The sequence below is a fragment of the Bacillus fungorum genome, from assembly GCF_002746455.1.
GTDB classification, from domain to species: Bacteria; Bacillota; Bacilli; order Bacillales; family Bacillaceae_G; genus Bacillus_A; species Bacillus_A fungorum.
In genome coordinates, this window is record NZ_NWUW01000050.1 from 1 (window position 1) to 15,015 (window position 15,015).

Here is a 15,015-nt window from a genome sequence, read left to right on the forward strand (position 1 = left end):
CCGCTAACTTCATAAGAGCAAGCTCTTAATCCATTCGCTCGACTTGCATGTATTAGGCACGCCGCCAGCGTTCATCCTGAGCCAGGATCAAACTCTCCAATAAAGTTAGTTTGTCTAGCATCTAAAAATAAAAATTGACGTTTCACGTTGTTTGTTTCGTTTAGTTTTCAAAGTTCAACATCGCGTTTCAGCGACTTTTACAATTTAACATTTTTCGTTAAATCTGTCAACAACTTTTTTCTTTCGTTCCTGACGACGCTTATTAATTTATCATATTAATCATTTATTAGTCAACACTTTTTAAAAAAATGCCAAAATAATTTTATCTTGGCATGATATAAAGCTTAATAACTACTAATGCAGCAACACCAGGTAGACCTAATAAGCTTGTTATCGCAGCTGTCCCCAAGTTAATTGGGATATGAAAATCAAAATATGTTCCTACTACATTTACGATAAAGAGTAATGCTATTCCCAAAGTAACGTGAAAGAGTGCTTTTCCTATAAAACGTAATGGCTTAGAAGAAACACCAAAAACAAGAAAAATAAAAACTAGAGCAAGAATACCGACAATAATAATTGTAGAATTCATTTTTTCCTCCTTATGAATGACCTATACACATTTATTTGTATGGGACAAGACGATAAAAAAGAACATTTATCATACAACTCCAGTTGTTTCATCTTATTATCCTTCACTTGACAAAGGTCTCTTCATAAAAAATATTAATAATTCTTTCCACACAAAGTAAGCGCTAAGTATTTAACGAATAAAATAAAAGGTTCTGCTTTTTCAGCAGAACCTTTTACCATTGTTCCATCTTTACAGGGCGACGTTTTGCTTCTTTTAACAAGAAGAAATATTTCGCCTCAGCTATTTTCAAAGAACAAAGTACATCTTGAGATGGTTCAACACTTTGTTCAACCATTCTCTTCTGACGTAACCATTCATTCTTCACCTTTTCTAATAGTACAATTAACTTATCATCATACTCTTTACGCAATTTACCCTTTTTTTGAAAGAACATTTTTGTTTCTCCTCTTATACTTCTCTACGACCTTCTAACGCTTTCGACAGTGTTACTTCATCTGCATATTCTAAATCTCCACCAACTGGCAGACCATGTGCAATACGAGTTACTTTAATACCTGTCGGCTTTAAGAGGCGGGATATATACATCGCTGTAGCTTCCCCTTCAATATTAGGGTTTGTTGCTAATATTACTTCTTGTACCGTTTCATCGTGCAGTCGCTTTAAAAGTTGCGGGATATTAATGTCTTCCGGTCCAATTCCCTCCATTGGAGAAATAGCACCGCGTAACACATGATATACACCTTGATACTCTTTCATTTTTTCCATTGCGATTACATCTTTCGGTTCTTGCACGACACAAACAACCGATTGATCTCGATGTGAATCGTTACAAATATAACAAGGATCACGGTCAGTAATATGCCCACATACAGAACAATATGCTAAGTCTCGCTTCGCATTTACAAGTGCTTTTGCAAAACCTAACACATCGTCTTCTTTCATATCTAATACGAAAAACGCCAATCGAACCGCTGTTTTCGGTCCGATTCCTGGCAATTTCATAAAACTATCAATTAGTTTTGATATTGGTTCTGGATAATGCATATATCAATATCCTCCTAGAACATTCCACCTGGTAAGTTTAAGCCTTTTGTAAATTTACCCATTGTAGAATTTGAAAGTTCATCAGCTTTTTTAAGCGCATCGTTCGTTGCAGCTAACACTAAGTCTTGTAACATTTCGATATCTTCTGGATCTACAACTTCTTCTTTCACTTTCACTTCAAGGATTTGCTTATGACCATTTGCAATAACTGTGATCATACCGCCACCAGCTGTACCTTCAACTGTTTTTTCGCCAAGTTCTTCTTGTGCTTTCGCCATTTCCTTTTGCATCTTTTGCATTTGTTTCATCATGTTATTCATATTTCCCATTCCGCCACGCATCATAATTAATTCCTCCTAATTATTATTACTCTTTTATTTCAATAAGTTCTTGTCCTACTAATTTTACCGCCTCTTCTATAAGAGGGTCTTCTTTTTTCTCTGGGCTTTCTTCAGAGTTTCCGCCTTCACGCTGTAAAAAATCTTCACGGATTTTACCCCATTCACTTTTCGGAATGGCAATCATATTTAATCTTTTACTTAGCAATTCAAATAAAGCTTGTTCTACTGTATCCATAGCTTCTCGATTTTCGCTCGCCATTTTACAGTGAATCTCATATTGGAATGCTAACACGTAAGTATCATCCGAAGCTGCTACTGGTTCACTATTTTCTAATAAAACAGCAAATGCTACTTTGTTGTATGATTTGAGTCTTCCTAGCAACTCACCCCACACAGCTTTTAATTGTTCTAAATCTTGACGCTTTGCTTGCTTTAACACTTCATTTACGCGTCCGACAGGAATCTTCATACTCCCTGTCCGCACTGGCTTTGGTGCTGCCCGCGTCTCTCTGACTTCCTGCTGCACACCAGCCGGCACACCATTCTTTTTGACTTGTTCTAACTCTTTCTCCAATTGCTGCATCCTGTTCATAATTGCTTGTAAACGATCTGCACCGTTTGCTTGCATCATAAACTGTTGACACAGTTGCACCATAACAACTTCTAAGAAAATTCGCGGATGATTTGTCCACTTCATTTCCTGTTGTCCCTTACTAAGAGTATGAATGATTTCATAGATTACTTCCGGCTGCATTTCTTCACTTAACATACGGAATTGCTCATCTACCATTACTCGTTCCAACATATGTTCCAGTTGTGGTGAAGTTTGATATAAAAGCATATCACGATAATAGTAAATGAAATCCTCCATGAAGCGAACTGGATCTTTCCCTTTACCCATCATCTCATCTATGATACGTAACGCTCTTGATACATCATTTTCACGTATACATTCTACTAAGTTGCCTAAGTATTGCTGAGAAACAGAACCTGTTACAGCTAATACATCTTCTGTCGTAACTGTCTCATCACTATAAGATATTGCCTGATCAATAAGGCTAAGCGCATCACGCATACCACCTTCAGCGGCACGCGCAACAATTTGTAACGCCTCATCTTCTACTTGCGTACCTTCATTGGTCACAACCGTCGATAATCTCTCAACAATATCATTTACTGATATCTTTCGAAATTCGAAACGCTGACAACGCGAAATGATTGTAGGCGGTATCTTATGCGGTTCTGTTGTCGCCAAAATAAAGATGACATGTCCCGGCGGCTCTTCTAACGTTTTTAAAAGCGCATTGAAGGCACCCATAGAAAGCATGTGAACTTCATCAATAATGTATACTTTATATTCTACAGCACTTGGAGCATATTTTACTTTATCTCTAATATCTCGAATTTCATCTACACCGTTATTTGAAGCCGCATCAATTTCTAATACATCTGAAATAGATCCTTGCGTAATCCCCAAACAAGAGGGACATTCATTACAAGGTTCAGCTACCGGAGCATGTTCACAGTTGATTGCCTTTGCAAATACTTTTGCAATTGTCGTTTTTCCTGTTCCCCTTGGACCAGAAAATAAATACGCATGTGAAACTTTCTCTTGAAGAAGGGCATTTTGCAACGTTTTTGTCACGTGCTTTTGACCGACTACATCTTCAAATTTTTGCGGTCTCCATGTTCGGTATAACGCTTGGTATGACACGAAAATACGGCCTCCCTCAAAGGTTATTATCTCATTTATTATAACCCATTCTGTTTATAGATTCCAAAAGTTATTTTCTATACAAAAAACCCACCTTAGTATTAAGGTGAGTTTTGTATACATATATAACTGCCGTGCACCTTCTGTCGATTACGTACCATAAGCGTTACTTAAGCAGTTAGCTCGGTTCAGGCACTCCTGCGGCACACGAGAAGACCCGCTTATTGCTGCTTCCTTCCGGACCTGACAAGGTTCACGGGGTCCCGTTGCGCAGGACCCAAACGTCAACACCACTTACTTAAGGCAGGCCTTACAGCAACATAACCTCGAGAAGGGATTCGGCCTCGCTAGAGCGGATTGCGAGTATAGGGCACCGCTACCTCCCCGCTTAGCACGGCAAAGTTAAAACCAATATTCGGTTGCCTTCATTAAAGGCACTATCAGTATAACTTGTTTTTTTATAAAATGCAAATACGTTAATTCTCTTTGCTTTTCTCTAATTTCTTAATCGCTTTTCTTTTTTTACGAAGCTCTCTAAAAAAATTTGTTAACAGCGTACCGCACTCTTCTTCTAATACACCAGCTACTACTTCACATTGATGATTAAAGCGTTCATCCGTTAACAGATTCATCAATGTCCCTGCACATCCACCTTTCGGATCGCTTGCACCGTATACAACTCGCTTCACTCTTGATAAAACAATTCCACCCGCACACATCGGACAAGGCTCTAATGTTACATATAACGTCGCATCTTCTAAACGCCATGTCCCTAATTTTTTACACGCCTCATCAATAGCTAACAACTCAGCGTGAGCTATTGATCTTTGCTCAGTCTCCCTTAAATTATGAGCAACACTAATTACTTCACCATTTAATACTATAACTGCACCAATCGGTACTTCTTGTATTACCTCTGCTTTTTTAGCCTCTTCTATTGCTAACTGCATAAAATAAATATCTTGATCGCGTTCCATAACATAGTCCTTTCATTACAAATAAAGTACACTTATTTCCATTTACTACACACGGGATAACTTTTACAAATTCAATCCACCCTAAGAAAAAAAAGAGAGGGGATTACATATGAAGAATACTGCCTTACTCATTATCGATATGATTAATGATTTTCAATTTTCACACGGGCCCATCCTAGCCCAAAAATGCGAAATTATAACCAATCCTATTTTACAATTAAAGAAAACAATGAAATCCTTTGGCTATCCCATAATTTATATTAATGACCATTATCAACTTTGGAGATCTGATATTAACCAATTGATTACTCATTGTACAAATGAGTATAGTGAAAATATCATTCATAAGATCGCTCCGAATTCTGATGATTACATTTTTATTAAACCACATTACTCTGCTTTTTATGAAACACCTTTAAATTCTTTATTAGGCTATTTAAAAATAGAAAATCTAATATTAACAGGAGTCGCCGGAAATATATGTATCCTCTTTACAGCTAACGATGCTCATATGAGAAATTATACATTGTATGTACCACAGGACTGTATTGCCTCCAATCATGATCAGGATAACCTGCATGCTTTAAAAATAATGGAAGCCACATTAAAAGCAAATATAGTACCGTCGTCTCAAATAAAATTTCATTAATACATATATCTATTTTCTAACTTTTTATATCAAATTAACCCGCTTGCCTCCCTCTTGTGCTACAATAATTCTGTTTTGTGTTTTTAGTAGTCACGGTAAATCACTGATTGAAAGGAGGAAACAGCGTGACCGGAGTACCATTTATCACGGTTGAAGGACCAATTGGTGTTGGAAAAACCTCACTTGCGAAGGCAATTTCAGCTCACATGCAACTCCACTTACTAAAAGAGATTGTTGATGAAAACCCTTTTTTAGGAAAATTCTATGAAGACATCGACGAATGGAGTTTTCAAACAGAGATGTTCTTTCTTTGTAATAGATACAAACAATTAGAAGATATTAACATAAAGTATTTGAATCAAAAGAAGCCAGTAGTAGCGGATTATCATATATTTAAAAATGTAATTTTCGCATCCCGTACATTAAAAGATTCTCAATATGACAAGTACATGCAAATCTATCGTATCCTTACACAAGATATGCCTGTACCAAATGTTATCGTTTATTTAACAGCTAGCCTAGAAACTTTACAAACACGAATTGCAATGCGCGGAAGAGAATTCGAAAAAAATATGGATCCAAATTACTTACTACAGCTCACAAAAGATTATGAAACAGCAATGGAGGCTTTTAAAAAGGACCATCCAGATATCCCGGTATTGAAATTTAACGGAGACGATATGGATTTTATAAAAAATCCTGATGATTTAAATGTCATCTTATCTGCCCTTCAAAATACTCTCTTAAAGGAGTCGAAATAATAATGAATTTAAGGCAAAAATATGATATACCCAATGACGCAGTAATCACTATTGCTGGAACAGTAGGTGTCGGCAAATCAACTATGACAACTGCACTAGCTAACGCTTTAGGCTATCGCACATCATTTGAGAAGGTAGATTCTAACCCGTATTTGGACAAGTTCTATGCTGATTTCACGCGCTGGAGCTTCCACTTGCAAGTGTACTTTTTAGCAGAACGATTTAAAGAACAAAAAAGAATCTTTGAATACGGTGGCGGTTTTGTTCAAGATCGATCTATTTATGAAGATACTGGAATTTTTGCAAAAATGCATCATGAAAAAGGTACAATGACGGAAACTGATTATGAAACATACAAAGGTTTATTTGACGCTATGGTCATGACTCCTTATTTCCCTCATCCAGATTTATTAATTTACTTAGAAGGTTCGTTCGATGATATTGTTGATCGTATCCAAGAACGCGGGCGCCCGATGGAACAGCAAACACCAATTGAGTATTGGAAAGAGATGCATGGGCGTTACGAAAACTGGATTAATAACTTTAATTCATGCCCTGTTTTACGATTAAACATTAATGAATACGATATTTTAAAAGATGGCGATTCCATTGAACCAATTATTAAAAAAATTGGCCATTTTTTAAAACAATCACGTAAACTTGTAAAATAAAAAACCCGTGCATACGCACGGGTTTTTCTATTAAATTACTTCTTCTTTGTTGGAGCAATAATTTCACTCTCAGGTTTTCCAGCGTTAATACGCTGACGAACAGTACTTGTACTAATATCGTATGTCTCAGCAATCTCTTTAACAGTCATTTCTTTCCCGTTAATCACTGCTGTTAATACTTTACCTGTACGTTTTGGAGCTGCTTCTTTCTTTACAGCTGCTTTTTTAACTTGTTTTGGCGCCTCTACTTTTGTCGCAGTTTGTTTTACATCACAAGTACAACCACAAAGTTTACGGAATGTATCGTCGCTAATAATGCGTGATACGTTTGCACCACTGTTTAAAATTCTATTGTTCTTACAGACAGGACATTGTACATAATATAAAGTTTTTCCATCTAAAGGAAACGTTTGTATAATAAGATCCATGTTGACTCCTTTCATATCTATGAAGATAATCATCGGAATATGAGTGTGTAATAAGGACAAAATTTCCTTACACCATACTTTATGATTGGTTTTAAAATAAAAACTCGTTACGTGTTGGTAACGAGTTCTCCAATCTCCACTTATATGCGCTGTTGTCAATTATATCTGGAGGAGGTAGAGGGATTCGAACCCCCGCGCGACTCTCGCCGCCTGTCGGTTTTCAAGACCGATCCCTTCAGCCAGACTTGGGTATACCTCCATATTGACATCAAATATAATATCAAAAGAAAAACAGTTAGTCAACCCTACTAAAATAAAATATGAGGAAAGGAAAATTTTACTTTCCCCCTCCTACATTATAGTACTGACAACGCTCATAATTACCAATCACTCATACCGATGAATGTTTATAAATTTACTTAATAACTGTTTTTCCTCCCATATAAGGGCGAAGAACTTCTGGAATTATAATTGTACCATCTTCTTGTTGGTAGTTCTCTAAAATAGCTGCCACCGTACGTCCAATTGCAAGACCAGATCCATTTAATGTATGAACATGTTCTGGTTTTCCGTTTGGCTCACGACGGAAACGGATATTTGCACGTCTCGCTTGGAAAGCCTCAAAATTACTACAAGAAGAAATTTCACGATATGTGCCATAGCTTGGAATCCATACTTCGATATCGTATTTCTTCGCTGCTGTAAATCCTAAATCACCTGTACACATGCTCATAACGCGATATGGCAACTCTAATAATTGTAACACGCGTTCTGCATCATTTGTTAGTTTTTCTAACTCTTCATAAGAATCTTCTGGTTTTACGAACTTTACAAGCTCTACTTTATTGAACTGATGCTGACGAATTAAGCCACGTGTATCACGGCCAGCTGAACCTGCTTCAGAACGGAAACAAGAGCTAAATGCAGCATATCTTATAGGCAATTGCTCTTTATTTAAGATTTCATCACGGTGCATATTCGTTACAGGTACTTCAGCTGTTGGAATTAAGAAGTAATCTTCACTTTCAATACGGAATGCATCTTCTTCAAACTTCGGAAGTTGTCCTGTTCCTGTCATACTTGCACGGTTTACCATATACGGAGGTAATACTTCTTCGTATCCATGCTCATCAGTATGAAGATCAAGCATAAAGCTAATTAAAGCACGCTCTAATCTTGCACCAGCACCTTTATAGAATACGAAGCGGCTTCCTGTTACTTTCCCAGCACGTTCAAAATCTAGAATTCCTAAATCTGTTGCAAGATCCCAATGTGGTTTTGGTTCAAAGGCAAATTCTTTCACTTCTCCCCAAGTACGTGCTACTACATTATCATCCTCTGTTTCACCAACTGGAGCAGATTCATGAGGAATATTTGGAATAGATAACATTAATCTTTCTAAATCTTCTTCAACTATACGAAGTTCATTATCAAGATCTTTTACTTTTTCTCCAACTTCACGCATTTCTAGAATTAGAGCTTCTGCATCTTTCTTTTCGCGTTTCAATACAGAGATTTGTTGAGATACCTCGTTACGTTTACTTTTTAGTTCCTCTGTTTGAACAAGTAGTTCTCTTCTTCTCGTATCCAGCTCTTCAAAGCGACCAAAATCAGTTAAATCTTCGCCTCTATGCTGTAACTTTGCTTTTACTTCTTCAAAATTTGTACGTAAAAATTTAATATCAAGCATTATATACTCCTCCTTTTATTTTATAAAACACAAAAAACTCCCGTCCCTATATACAGGGACGGGAGTTAACCCGCGTTGCCACCCTAGTTGAAAGCATTACTGCCTTCCTCTCAAGTAGAAATAACGGCTCTTCACCGGGAATGTTTACTAATCATAAAGATATTCCACATTCCATTCCAGGATGGATTCACAAACTGTTTCTATCGATTTCCACCAACCATCGACTCTCTATAAGAAACGACATTTGTTACTATTTCCTATCAACACGCTTATTTTATAAAATTGTTACCATCAATTTACTATAATCTTATACAAGTTGCAAGTTACTTATACAACTTTTTTCATTTTCGCTTCTTTTACCATTTCTACAAAGTATGCTGTTACACGATGATCATCCGTTAATTCCGGATGGAATGAAGCAGCTAAAAACTGATTTTGTTTTACCGCTACCATTCGGTCACCATGCGTAGAAAGTACTTCAACATTATCAGCCACATCTACAACATACGGAGCACGAATAAATACGCCAACAAAATCCTCTCCCACACCTTTAATAGAAAGTGCAGCTTCGAAGCTATCTTTTTGACGTCCGAACGCATTGCGCTCAACTGTAATATCCATAGCACCAATATGCGCTTCTTCATAACCAATAAGTGTTTTTGCAAGAAGAATCATTCCTGCACATGTACCAAACATTGGTTTACCAGACTTCGCGAATGTACGAAGTGGTTCCATGAAAGCATACTTATCAATAAGACGGCGCATTGTTGTACTTTCACCGCCTGGTAAAATAAGACCATCAATCTCTTCAAGTTGCTCTATACGCTTTACAACAACAGCTTCTGCACCACTTGCTTCAACTGATTTTACATGCTCACGAACTGCACCTTGAAGACCTAGTACACCGATTTTCACCATTTTAAAGTTCTCCTTCAATTACCATCCACGCTCTTGCATGCGTTGTTCTGGTAATAACGTTGAAATTTCGATACCTTTCATCGCATTACCTAATCCTTTAGAAAGGCTTGCAATTAGTTCGTAATCCTCATAATGAGTTGTCGCTTCAACGATTGCACGTGCAAATTTCTCTGGATTCTCTGATTTGAAGATACCAGATCCAACAAATACACCATCCGCACCAAGTTGCATCATTAACGCTGCATCTGCAGGTGTTGCTACACCACCTGCTGCAAAGTTTACAACTGGCAAGCGACCAAGGCGTTTAATTTCAAGTAACACTTCATAAGGAGCACCAGTATTTTTTGCATATGTCATTAACTCATCTTCACGTAGACTTGCAACTTGACGGATTTCTGCATTGACTTGACGCATATGACGCACTGCCTCTACAATGTTTCCTGTTCCTGGTTCACCTTTTGTACGAAGCATAGATGCACCTTCTGCAATACGACGTGCAGCTTCTCCGATATCACGGCAACCACATACAAATGGAACTGTGTAATCACGTTTATTTAAATGGTATACTTCATCGGCAGGAGTTAGTACTTCACTCTCATCGATATAGTCCACCCCTAATGATTCTAATACACGTGCTTCTACAAGGTGACCGATACGGCATTTTGCCATAACCGGAATTGACACCGCACCCATAACTTCTTCAACGATTGTTGGGTCTGCCATACGAGAAACGCCACCTGCTGCACGAATATCCGCTGGTACACGCTCTAATGCCATAACGGCAACTGCGCCTGCCTCTTCTGCAATTTTTGCTTGTTCAGCGTTAATTACGTCCATAATAACGCCGCCTTTTTGCATTTCTGCCATTCCACGTTTTACACGTTCTGTCCCTGTTACATTTGTCATGTACAAAAACCCCCCTAGGTGAATTGCTTTCCCCCGTTAAAGGCGAAAATTAAGAATACTCTTACATTCTACCACTAACTATCAGATGCTTGTCTACTACTTTTTCATAAAGTCGGTATGAAAAATAGGAATAAAAAAAAGCCCCTACCATGAGGAGCTTTTAAAACCAACCTTTTACTGTATCAACAGCACTATTCCACATACCACTAAAGAATGAACCAATTCCGCGCATAGCACGCGTAAACCAGTTTGCTTCTTCTACTTCAGATGTTGTTACAAGATCCACTTGCAACGACTTACCAGTTAAAAATCCAGGGTCGTTTGTATCTTTTGGCGTAATTACCATTTGACCAAGCACAGCTCCCTTTTTAATAGGTGCTTCTTGTCCCTTACTTGATTCTTTTAATTCTGTTTTATAAACATCTTTACTTCCTTTTGGCACTGGAAGTGAAATAGCTTGTTTCGTTTGAACTGCTACATCTTTATCTTTCGCATTTTCTACTCGTACTGTTTCTTGTCCTTTTACTGAAGAACCTTTTTTATACATTTGTTTCACTTCAAAGTTAGCAAATCCATATTCATATAGCTTCTTTGTTTCATCAAAACGTGCTGTATGAGAACTTGTTTTAATAACTACAGAAATAAAACGCATACCGTTTCTCTCAACCGTACCAGTGAAGCAATCTCCTGCTTCTGGAGTTGAGCCTGTTTTTAGGCCATCTACGCCATCATATTCTTTAACTAAGCCCTTTAACATCCAGTTCCAGTTCGACATTGCAAACTTCTCTTTTTCTGGACGGAATTCTTTTTTAGGAATTTTTGCTGTGTCTAACACTTTTGGATAATCTTTAATTAAATGTTGTGCTAAAGTTGCAACATCCTTTGCAGACATTTTATTTTCTTCATCCGCTGTTGTTCCTTCAGGATGCATTCCCTTTAAATCTTTATTCGTTAAACCTGTAGAATTGACAAATTTATAATTTTTCAACCCTAGTTCTTTCGATTTATCATTCATCATTTTTACGAAGTCTACTTCTTTACCTGCAATTGCTTCTGCTAATGCAATTGTTGCACCATTTGCAGAAAAGATTGCCATTGCCTCGTATAACTCTTTTACTGTATAAGAGCCACCATTTTCTAATGCAACATTTGATAATGAAGCATCTTGTGAAACCTTATATGCATATTCAGAAACCTTAATTTTCTGGTCCCACTTAAGTTTTCCTTTATCCACTGCTTCGTGAACTAAATATTCACTCATCATCTTTGTCATACTAGCAATGGATAATAATTCATCTGCATTCTTTTGATATAAGATTTTTCCAGAATTCGCTTCTACTAAAATTGCCGCACCTGCTTCAATGTTTAAAGCGGCTCCTGTTTCAGCTGATGCATTACTATATGGCATAAAAATGCTACAAGCTAGTGTAAGCATCGTTACCAAAGCAATGAATCTTTTGCAAAACATACCTTTCACTTTTGCTACCCCCAATATCTATGTACTCACATAACCGTTATTCTAACATAATCAAAAAAAAATAGACAGAGATATCAAATCTCTGTCTATTTGTATATAAGACATTATAATGAGTAGTTTGGAGCCTCTTTTGTAATTTGTACGTGATGAGGATGGCTTTCACGTAAGCCAGCACCTGACATGCGAATGAATTGTGCATTCTCGCGTAAGAATTCTAAATCCTGTGCTCCGCAATATCCCATACCTGCACGTAAACCACCAACTAATTGGTGAACTGTATCTGCTAAAGGTCCTTTATATGGCACTCGTCCTTCAATACCTTCTGGGACAAGTTTTTTATTTCCTTCTTGGAAGTAACGATCTTTACTTCCTTTTTCCATCGCTCCAACAGAACCCATGCCACGATATACTTTAAATTGACGACCTTGGTAAATTTCAGTTTCACCAGGGCTTTCAGCAACACCAGCAAACATACTACCTAGCATAACAACATGTGCTCCTGCTGCTAAAGCTTTAACCATATCACCAGAGTACTTAATACCACCATCGGCAATAACTGGGATACCGTGTTTACGAGCTTCTGTTGCGCAATCATAAACCGCTGTTAATTGTGGTACACCAACGCCAGCTACAACACGTGTTGTACAAATAGAGCCTGGTCCAATACCAACTTTAACTACGTTTGCACCTGCTTCAATTAATGCTTTTGTTGCTTCAGCAGTAGCAACATTTCCAGCGATAATATTTAGTGAAGGATATTTTGCACGAACTTCTTTTACTTTATCAATAACACCTTGAGAATGTCCATGAGCTGTATCAAGTACGATTGCATCTACGCTAGCTTTTACTAATGCGTCGATACGAGTCATAGCATCAGCCGTTACACCAACCGCTGCTCCAACTAATAAGCGTCCTTGCTTATCCTTCGCAGAATTTGGGAATTCAATTACTTTTTCAATATCTTTTATTGTAATAAGCCCTTGTAATACACCGTTGTTATCAACAAGAGGGAGTTTTTCAATTTTATACTTTTGTAGAATCTTTTCAGCTTCTTCTAGCGTTGTACCAACTGGAGCTGTAATTAGCTGTTCTTTTGTCATTACGTCGGAAATTTTGATTGAGTAGTCTTGGATAAAACGCATATCACGGTTTGTAATAATACCAACTAACTTTCGCTCGTCTAAATTATTTACAACCGGTACACCTGAGATACGGTATTTTCCCATAAGATGCTCTGCATCATACACTTGATGTTCTGGAGTTAAAAAGAAAGGATCTGAAATAACACCACTTTCAGAACGTTTTACTTTATCAACTTGCTCAGCTTGTTGTTCAATAGACATGTTTTTATGAATAATTCCTAAACCGCCTTGACGAGCCATTGCAATAGCCATATCAGCTTCTGTTACTGTATCCATTCCTGCACTAATTAACGGGATGTTTAACTGTAAGCTTTCAGATAAAACTGTTTTAACACTTACTTCTCTTGGTAATACATCTGACTTTGCTGGTACAAGTAATACGTCATCAAAAGTCAAACCTTCTTTAACAAATTTAGATTCCCACATAATTGTTCCCCCCATGATACCAGAAATTATTATTAGTAGCTTATCAATTGGTTAAAATACTGTCAAGGACGTATATATATGTTAGAATTTTTAGACAATAAAAGGAGCGTAATATATGCATCAAACACATGGCACTTGGCAGCAATTAAGTTTCTTCTTTTCATCTCAAAATGTACAACGTTATCTTGCCCGTTGTTATGAAAAATCCTCCATACAAGATGCTGAAAAAAAAAGTTTCGAAAATTGTTATCCCTTTATTTATTACTTAGAACACGGGAAAAGCTATTATGAATTATATAAGGTAGCCCCCTTTTCGATTCAGCCAATGTTATTGTTTTATGGAATGAGCCAACTTTTTAAAGCCTGCTTACTAACTATTGATCCTAACTATCCAGAATCCACTACTGTTTTAGCTCATGGTGTTACGACCCGTAAGCGGAAAAAACAGGGGTATCAATTTTTAGAAGATGAGGTGAAGGTACAAAAGAATGGGCTATTTACTCATGTTGCAGAACAGCTGTTTCACATGAAACACCTAGAATCAGAGAAGTTTAACATGTTGGATTTAATGGGGAATATTCCCGAATTACAAAACTTATTTCGCTATAGTCAACGAGGTGCCACTTTATATAAAATTGATTCAACAAATACAAATGAGCTTTCTTTTTCGGTCAACATACTAGATCGACTCCATATGACTACAGAAAGATTTTCACGTTACATTGAATCAACTTGTAAGCATTTATCTATGCAACATGTTCCTGAGAAAACGAGCGAATCCAATTTGCTTTTTACAGCTCCTATCCAATCGTGGAATCCTATATATAGTACGCCCTTATACTACGAATATCTTGCTGATACTTATTACTTACCACTTACAACTGACCCTAGAAATCCTAAACCTGTATTACCTGAACTTCTTGTTCATTATTTATTGCTCTATAATTTAAGTATGATTTCTAGATACGAAACAGATTGGTGGTATGATTTACTTGGAAGCTATGGCTCTGAAGATTACCCATTTATTTATCAATTTCTTACTATTTCTGCTCAAAAAATCCCTTACTACATTTCGGCTTTTTTACTAGCAGAACCGGGCCTATTTCATAGGAAATAAAAAAACACGAATCAAATGATTCGTGTTTTAGCTTGCTTGGCGACGTCCTACTCTCACAGGGACAAGGTCCCAACTACCATCGGCGCTAGAGAGCTTAACTTCCGTGTTCGGTATGGGAACGGGTGTGACCTCTCTGCCATCATCACCAAACTATGAAGG

16 protein-coding genes, 1 tRNA gene, 2 rRNA genes, 1 other RNA gene and 1 other annotated feature are annotated in these 15,015 nt (G+C 37.3%); of the genes, 4 read left to right on the forward strand and 16 right to left on the reverse strand.

Translation table 11 applies throughout. From position 1 onward, the window contains the following. From CO726_RS29045 to tadA, 8 genes are all read right to left on the reverse strand, one after another. Positions 1–103: ribosomal RNA gene (locus CO726_RS29045) — 16S ribosomal RNA — on the reverse strand; the annotation flags it as partial. A gap of 219 nt (positions 104–322) precedes the next feature. Further along, on the reverse strand, positions 323–592 hold the full coding sequence (locus tag CO726_RS29050) for a pro-sigmaK processing inhibitor BofA family protein (RefSeq protein WP_098761593.1): 270 nt from the start codon (positions 590–592) through the stop codon (positions 323–325). A 214-nt stretch (positions 593–806) separates the two neighbouring features. Further along, the gene (locus CO726_RS29055; RefSeq protein WP_000466020.1) at positions 807–1,028 is read right to left on the reverse strand and encodes a YaaL family protein; all 222 of its coding nucleotides are present in this window, start codon (positions 1,026–1,028) and stop codon (positions 807–809) included. 14 nt (positions 1,029–1,042) lie between these two features. Further along, positions 1,043–1,639: a recombination protein RecR gene (gene recR, locus CO726_RS29060; protein ID WP_000559169.1), complete on the reverse strand. Its 597-nt coding sequence runs from the start codon at positions 1,637–1,639 to the stop codon at positions 1,043–1,045. A 14-nt stretch (positions 1,640–1,653) separates the two neighbouring features. After that, a complete protein-coding gene (locus tag CO726_RS29065) occupies positions 1,654–1,980 on the reverse strand; it encodes a YbaB/EbfC family nucleoid-associated protein (protein ID WP_001996460.1) in 327 nt (108 codons plus the stop codon). Between the two features lie 25 nt (positions 1,981–2,005). After that, entirely contained in the window at positions 2,006–3,694 is a 1,689-nt protein-coding gene (gene dnaX, locus CO726_RS29070) for a DNA polymerase III subunit gamma/tau (RefSeq protein ID WP_099686601.1), read from the reverse strand. A gap of 132 nt (positions 3,695–3,826) precedes the next feature. Then, positions 3,827–4,091: signal recognition particle sRNA large type (gene ffs, locus CO726_RS29075), an RNA gene on the reverse strand. Positions 4,092–4,170: 79 nt separating this feature from the next. Beyond that, positions 4,171–4,671 carry a tRNA adenosine(34) deaminase TadA gene (gene tadA, locus CO726_RS29080; RefSeq protein WP_099686602.1) on the reverse strand — a complete coding sequence of 167 codons (501 nt, stop codon included), beginning with the start codon at positions 4,669–4,671 and terminating at the stop codon, positions 4,171–4,173. Positions 4,672–4,780: 109 nt separating this feature from the next. Here tadA and CO726_RS29090 point away from each other — a divergent pair, with 109 nt between their 5' ends. From CO726_RS29090 to CO726_RS29100, 3 genes are all read left to right on the forward strand, one after another. After that, a complete protein-coding gene (locus CO726_RS29090) occupies positions 4,781–5,320 on the forward strand; it encodes a cysteine hydrolase family protein (RefSeq protein ID WP_098761596.1) in 540 nt (179 codons plus the stop codon). Positions 5,321–5,445: 125 nt separating this feature from the next. Continuing rightward, complete coding sequence (locus tag CO726_RS29095) at positions 5,446–6,081, forward strand: deoxynucleoside kinase (RefSeq protein WP_099686603.1); 636 nt, start codon at positions 5,446–5,448, stop codon at positions 6,079–6,081. A gap of 2 nt (positions 6,082–6,083) precedes the next feature. Further along, positions 6,084–6,752: a deoxynucleoside kinase gene (locus CO726_RS29100; protein WP_098269786.1), complete on the forward strand. Its 669-nt coding sequence runs from the start codon at positions 6,084–6,086 to the stop codon at positions 6,750–6,752. A 35-nt stretch (positions 6,753–6,787) separates the two neighbouring features. Here CO726_RS29100 and CO726_RS29105 read toward each other — a convergent pair whose 3' ends face one another. The 7 genes from CO726_RS29105 to guaB all read right to left on the reverse strand — a co-directional run bounded on the left by CO726_RS29105 (position 6,788) and on the right by guaB (position 13,739). Continuing rightward, complete coding sequence (locus CO726_RS29105; protein WP_136699902.1) at positions 6,788–7,180, reverse strand: sigma factor-like helix-turn-helix DNA-binding protein; 393 nt, start codon at positions 7,178–7,180, stop codon at positions 6,788–6,790. A 166-nt stretch (positions 7,181–7,346) separates the two neighbouring features. After that, positions 7,347–7,439, reverse strand: a tRNA-Ser gene (locus tag CO726_RS29110). A 156-nt stretch (positions 7,440–7,595) separates the two neighbouring features. Next, complete coding sequence (gene serS, locus CO726_RS29115; RefSeq protein WP_099686604.1) at positions 7,596–8,870, reverse strand: serine--tRNA ligase; 1,275 nt, start codon at positions 8,868–8,870, stop codon at positions 7,596–7,598. A gap of 51 nt (positions 8,871–8,921) precedes the next feature. Further along, positions 8,922–9,143 (reverse strand) — a binding site (T-box leader). A 54-nt stretch (positions 9,144–9,197) separates the two neighbouring features. Continuing rightward, complete coding sequence (gene pdxT / locus CO726_RS29120) at positions 9,198–9,788, reverse strand: pyridoxal 5'-phosphate synthase glutaminase subunit PdxT (protein ID WP_099686605.1); 591 nt, start codon at positions 9,786–9,788, stop codon at positions 9,198–9,200. Between the two features lie 18 nt (positions 9,789–9,806). Beyond that, entirely contained in the window at positions 9,807–10,694 is an 888-nt protein-coding gene (gene pdxS / locus CO726_RS29125) for a pyridoxal 5'-phosphate synthase lyase subunit PdxS (RefSeq protein ID WP_000186157.1), read from the reverse strand. Between the two features lie 160 nt (positions 10,695–10,854). Next, a complete protein-coding gene (gene dacA, locus CO726_RS29130; protein WP_136699903.1) occupies positions 10,855–12,162 on the reverse strand; it encodes a D-alanyl-D-alanine carboxypeptidase DacA in 1,308 nt (435 codons plus the stop codon). 113 nt (positions 12,163–12,275) lie between these two features. Then, on the reverse strand, positions 12,276–13,739 hold the full coding sequence (gene guaB, locus CO726_RS29135) for an IMP dehydrogenase (protein WP_098761601.1): 1,464 nt from the start codon (positions 13,737–13,739) through the stop codon (positions 12,276–12,278). Positions 13,740–13,854: 115 nt separating this feature from the next. On the opposite strand from guaB, the gene CO726_RS29140 reads away from it, so the two are divergent. Next, positions 13,855–14,856, forward strand: a complete 1,002-nt coding sequence (locus CO726_RS29140; protein ID WP_099686607.1) for a YaaC family protein — start codon at positions 13,855–13,857, stop codon at positions 14,854–14,856. Between the two features lie 34 nt (positions 14,857–14,890). Here the strand turns inward: CO726_RS29140 and rrf are convergent. Then, a 5S ribosomal RNA gene (gene rrf, locus CO726_RS29145) occupies positions 14,891–15,006 on the reverse strand. Between the last annotated feature and the right edge of the window lie 9 nt (positions 15,007–15,015).

Excerpts from the sequence above, each read along its gene's own strand:
- CO726_RS29050 (WP_098761593.1), bottom strand. The coding sequence starts at position 592 with ATGAATTCTACAATTATTATTGTCGGTATTCTTGCTCTAGTTTTTATT.
- CO726_RS29055 (WP_000466020.1), bottom strand. The coding sequence starts at position 1,028 with ATGTTCTTTCAAAAAAAGGGTAAATTGCGTAAAGAGTATGATGATAAG.
- recR (WP_000559169.1), bottom strand. The coding sequence starts at position 1,639 with ATGCATTATCCAGAACCAATATCAAAACTAATTGATAGTTTTATGAAA.
- CO726_RS29065 (WP_001996460.1), bottom strand. The coding sequence starts at position 1,980 with ATGCGTGGCGGAATGGGAAATATGAATAACATGATGAAACAAATGCAA.
- tadA (WP_099686602.1), bottom strand. The coding sequence starts at position 4,671 with ATGGAACGCGATCAAGATATTTATTTTATGCAGTTAGCAATAGAAGAG.
- CO726_RS29090 (WP_098761596.1), top strand. The coding sequence starts at position 4,781 with ATGAAGAATACTGCCTTACTCATTATCGATATGATTAATGATTTTCAA.
- CO726_RS29100 (WP_098269786.1), top strand. The coding sequence starts at position 6,084 with ATGAATTTAAGGCAAAAATATGATATACCCAATGACGCAGTAATCACT.
- CO726_RS29105 (WP_136699902.1), bottom strand. The coding sequence starts at position 7,180 with ATGGATCTTATTATACAAACGTTTCCTTTAGATGGAAAAACTTTATAT.
- serS (WP_099686604.1), bottom strand. The coding sequence starts at position 8,870 with ATGCTTGATATTAAATTTTTACGTACAAATTTTGAAGAAGTAAAAGCA.
- pdxT (WP_099686605.1), bottom strand. The coding sequence starts at position 9,788 with ATGGTGAAAATCGGTGTACTAGGTCTTCAAGGTGCAGTTCGTGAGCAT.
- pdxS (WP_000186157.1), bottom strand. The coding sequence starts at position 10,694 with ATGACAAATGTAACAGGGACAGAACGTGTAAAACGTGGAATGGCAGAA.
- dacA (WP_136699903.1), bottom strand. The coding sequence starts at position 12,162 with ATGTTTTGCAAAAGATTCATTGCTTTGGTAACGATGCTTACACTAGCT.
- guaB (WP_098761601.1), bottom strand. The coding sequence starts at position 13,739 with ATGTGGGAATCTAAATTTGTTAAAGAAGGTTTGACTTTTGATGACGTA.
- CO726_RS29140 (WP_099686607.1), top strand. The coding sequence starts at position 13,855 with ATGCATCAAACACATGGCACTTGGCAGCAATTAAGTTTCTTCTTTTCA.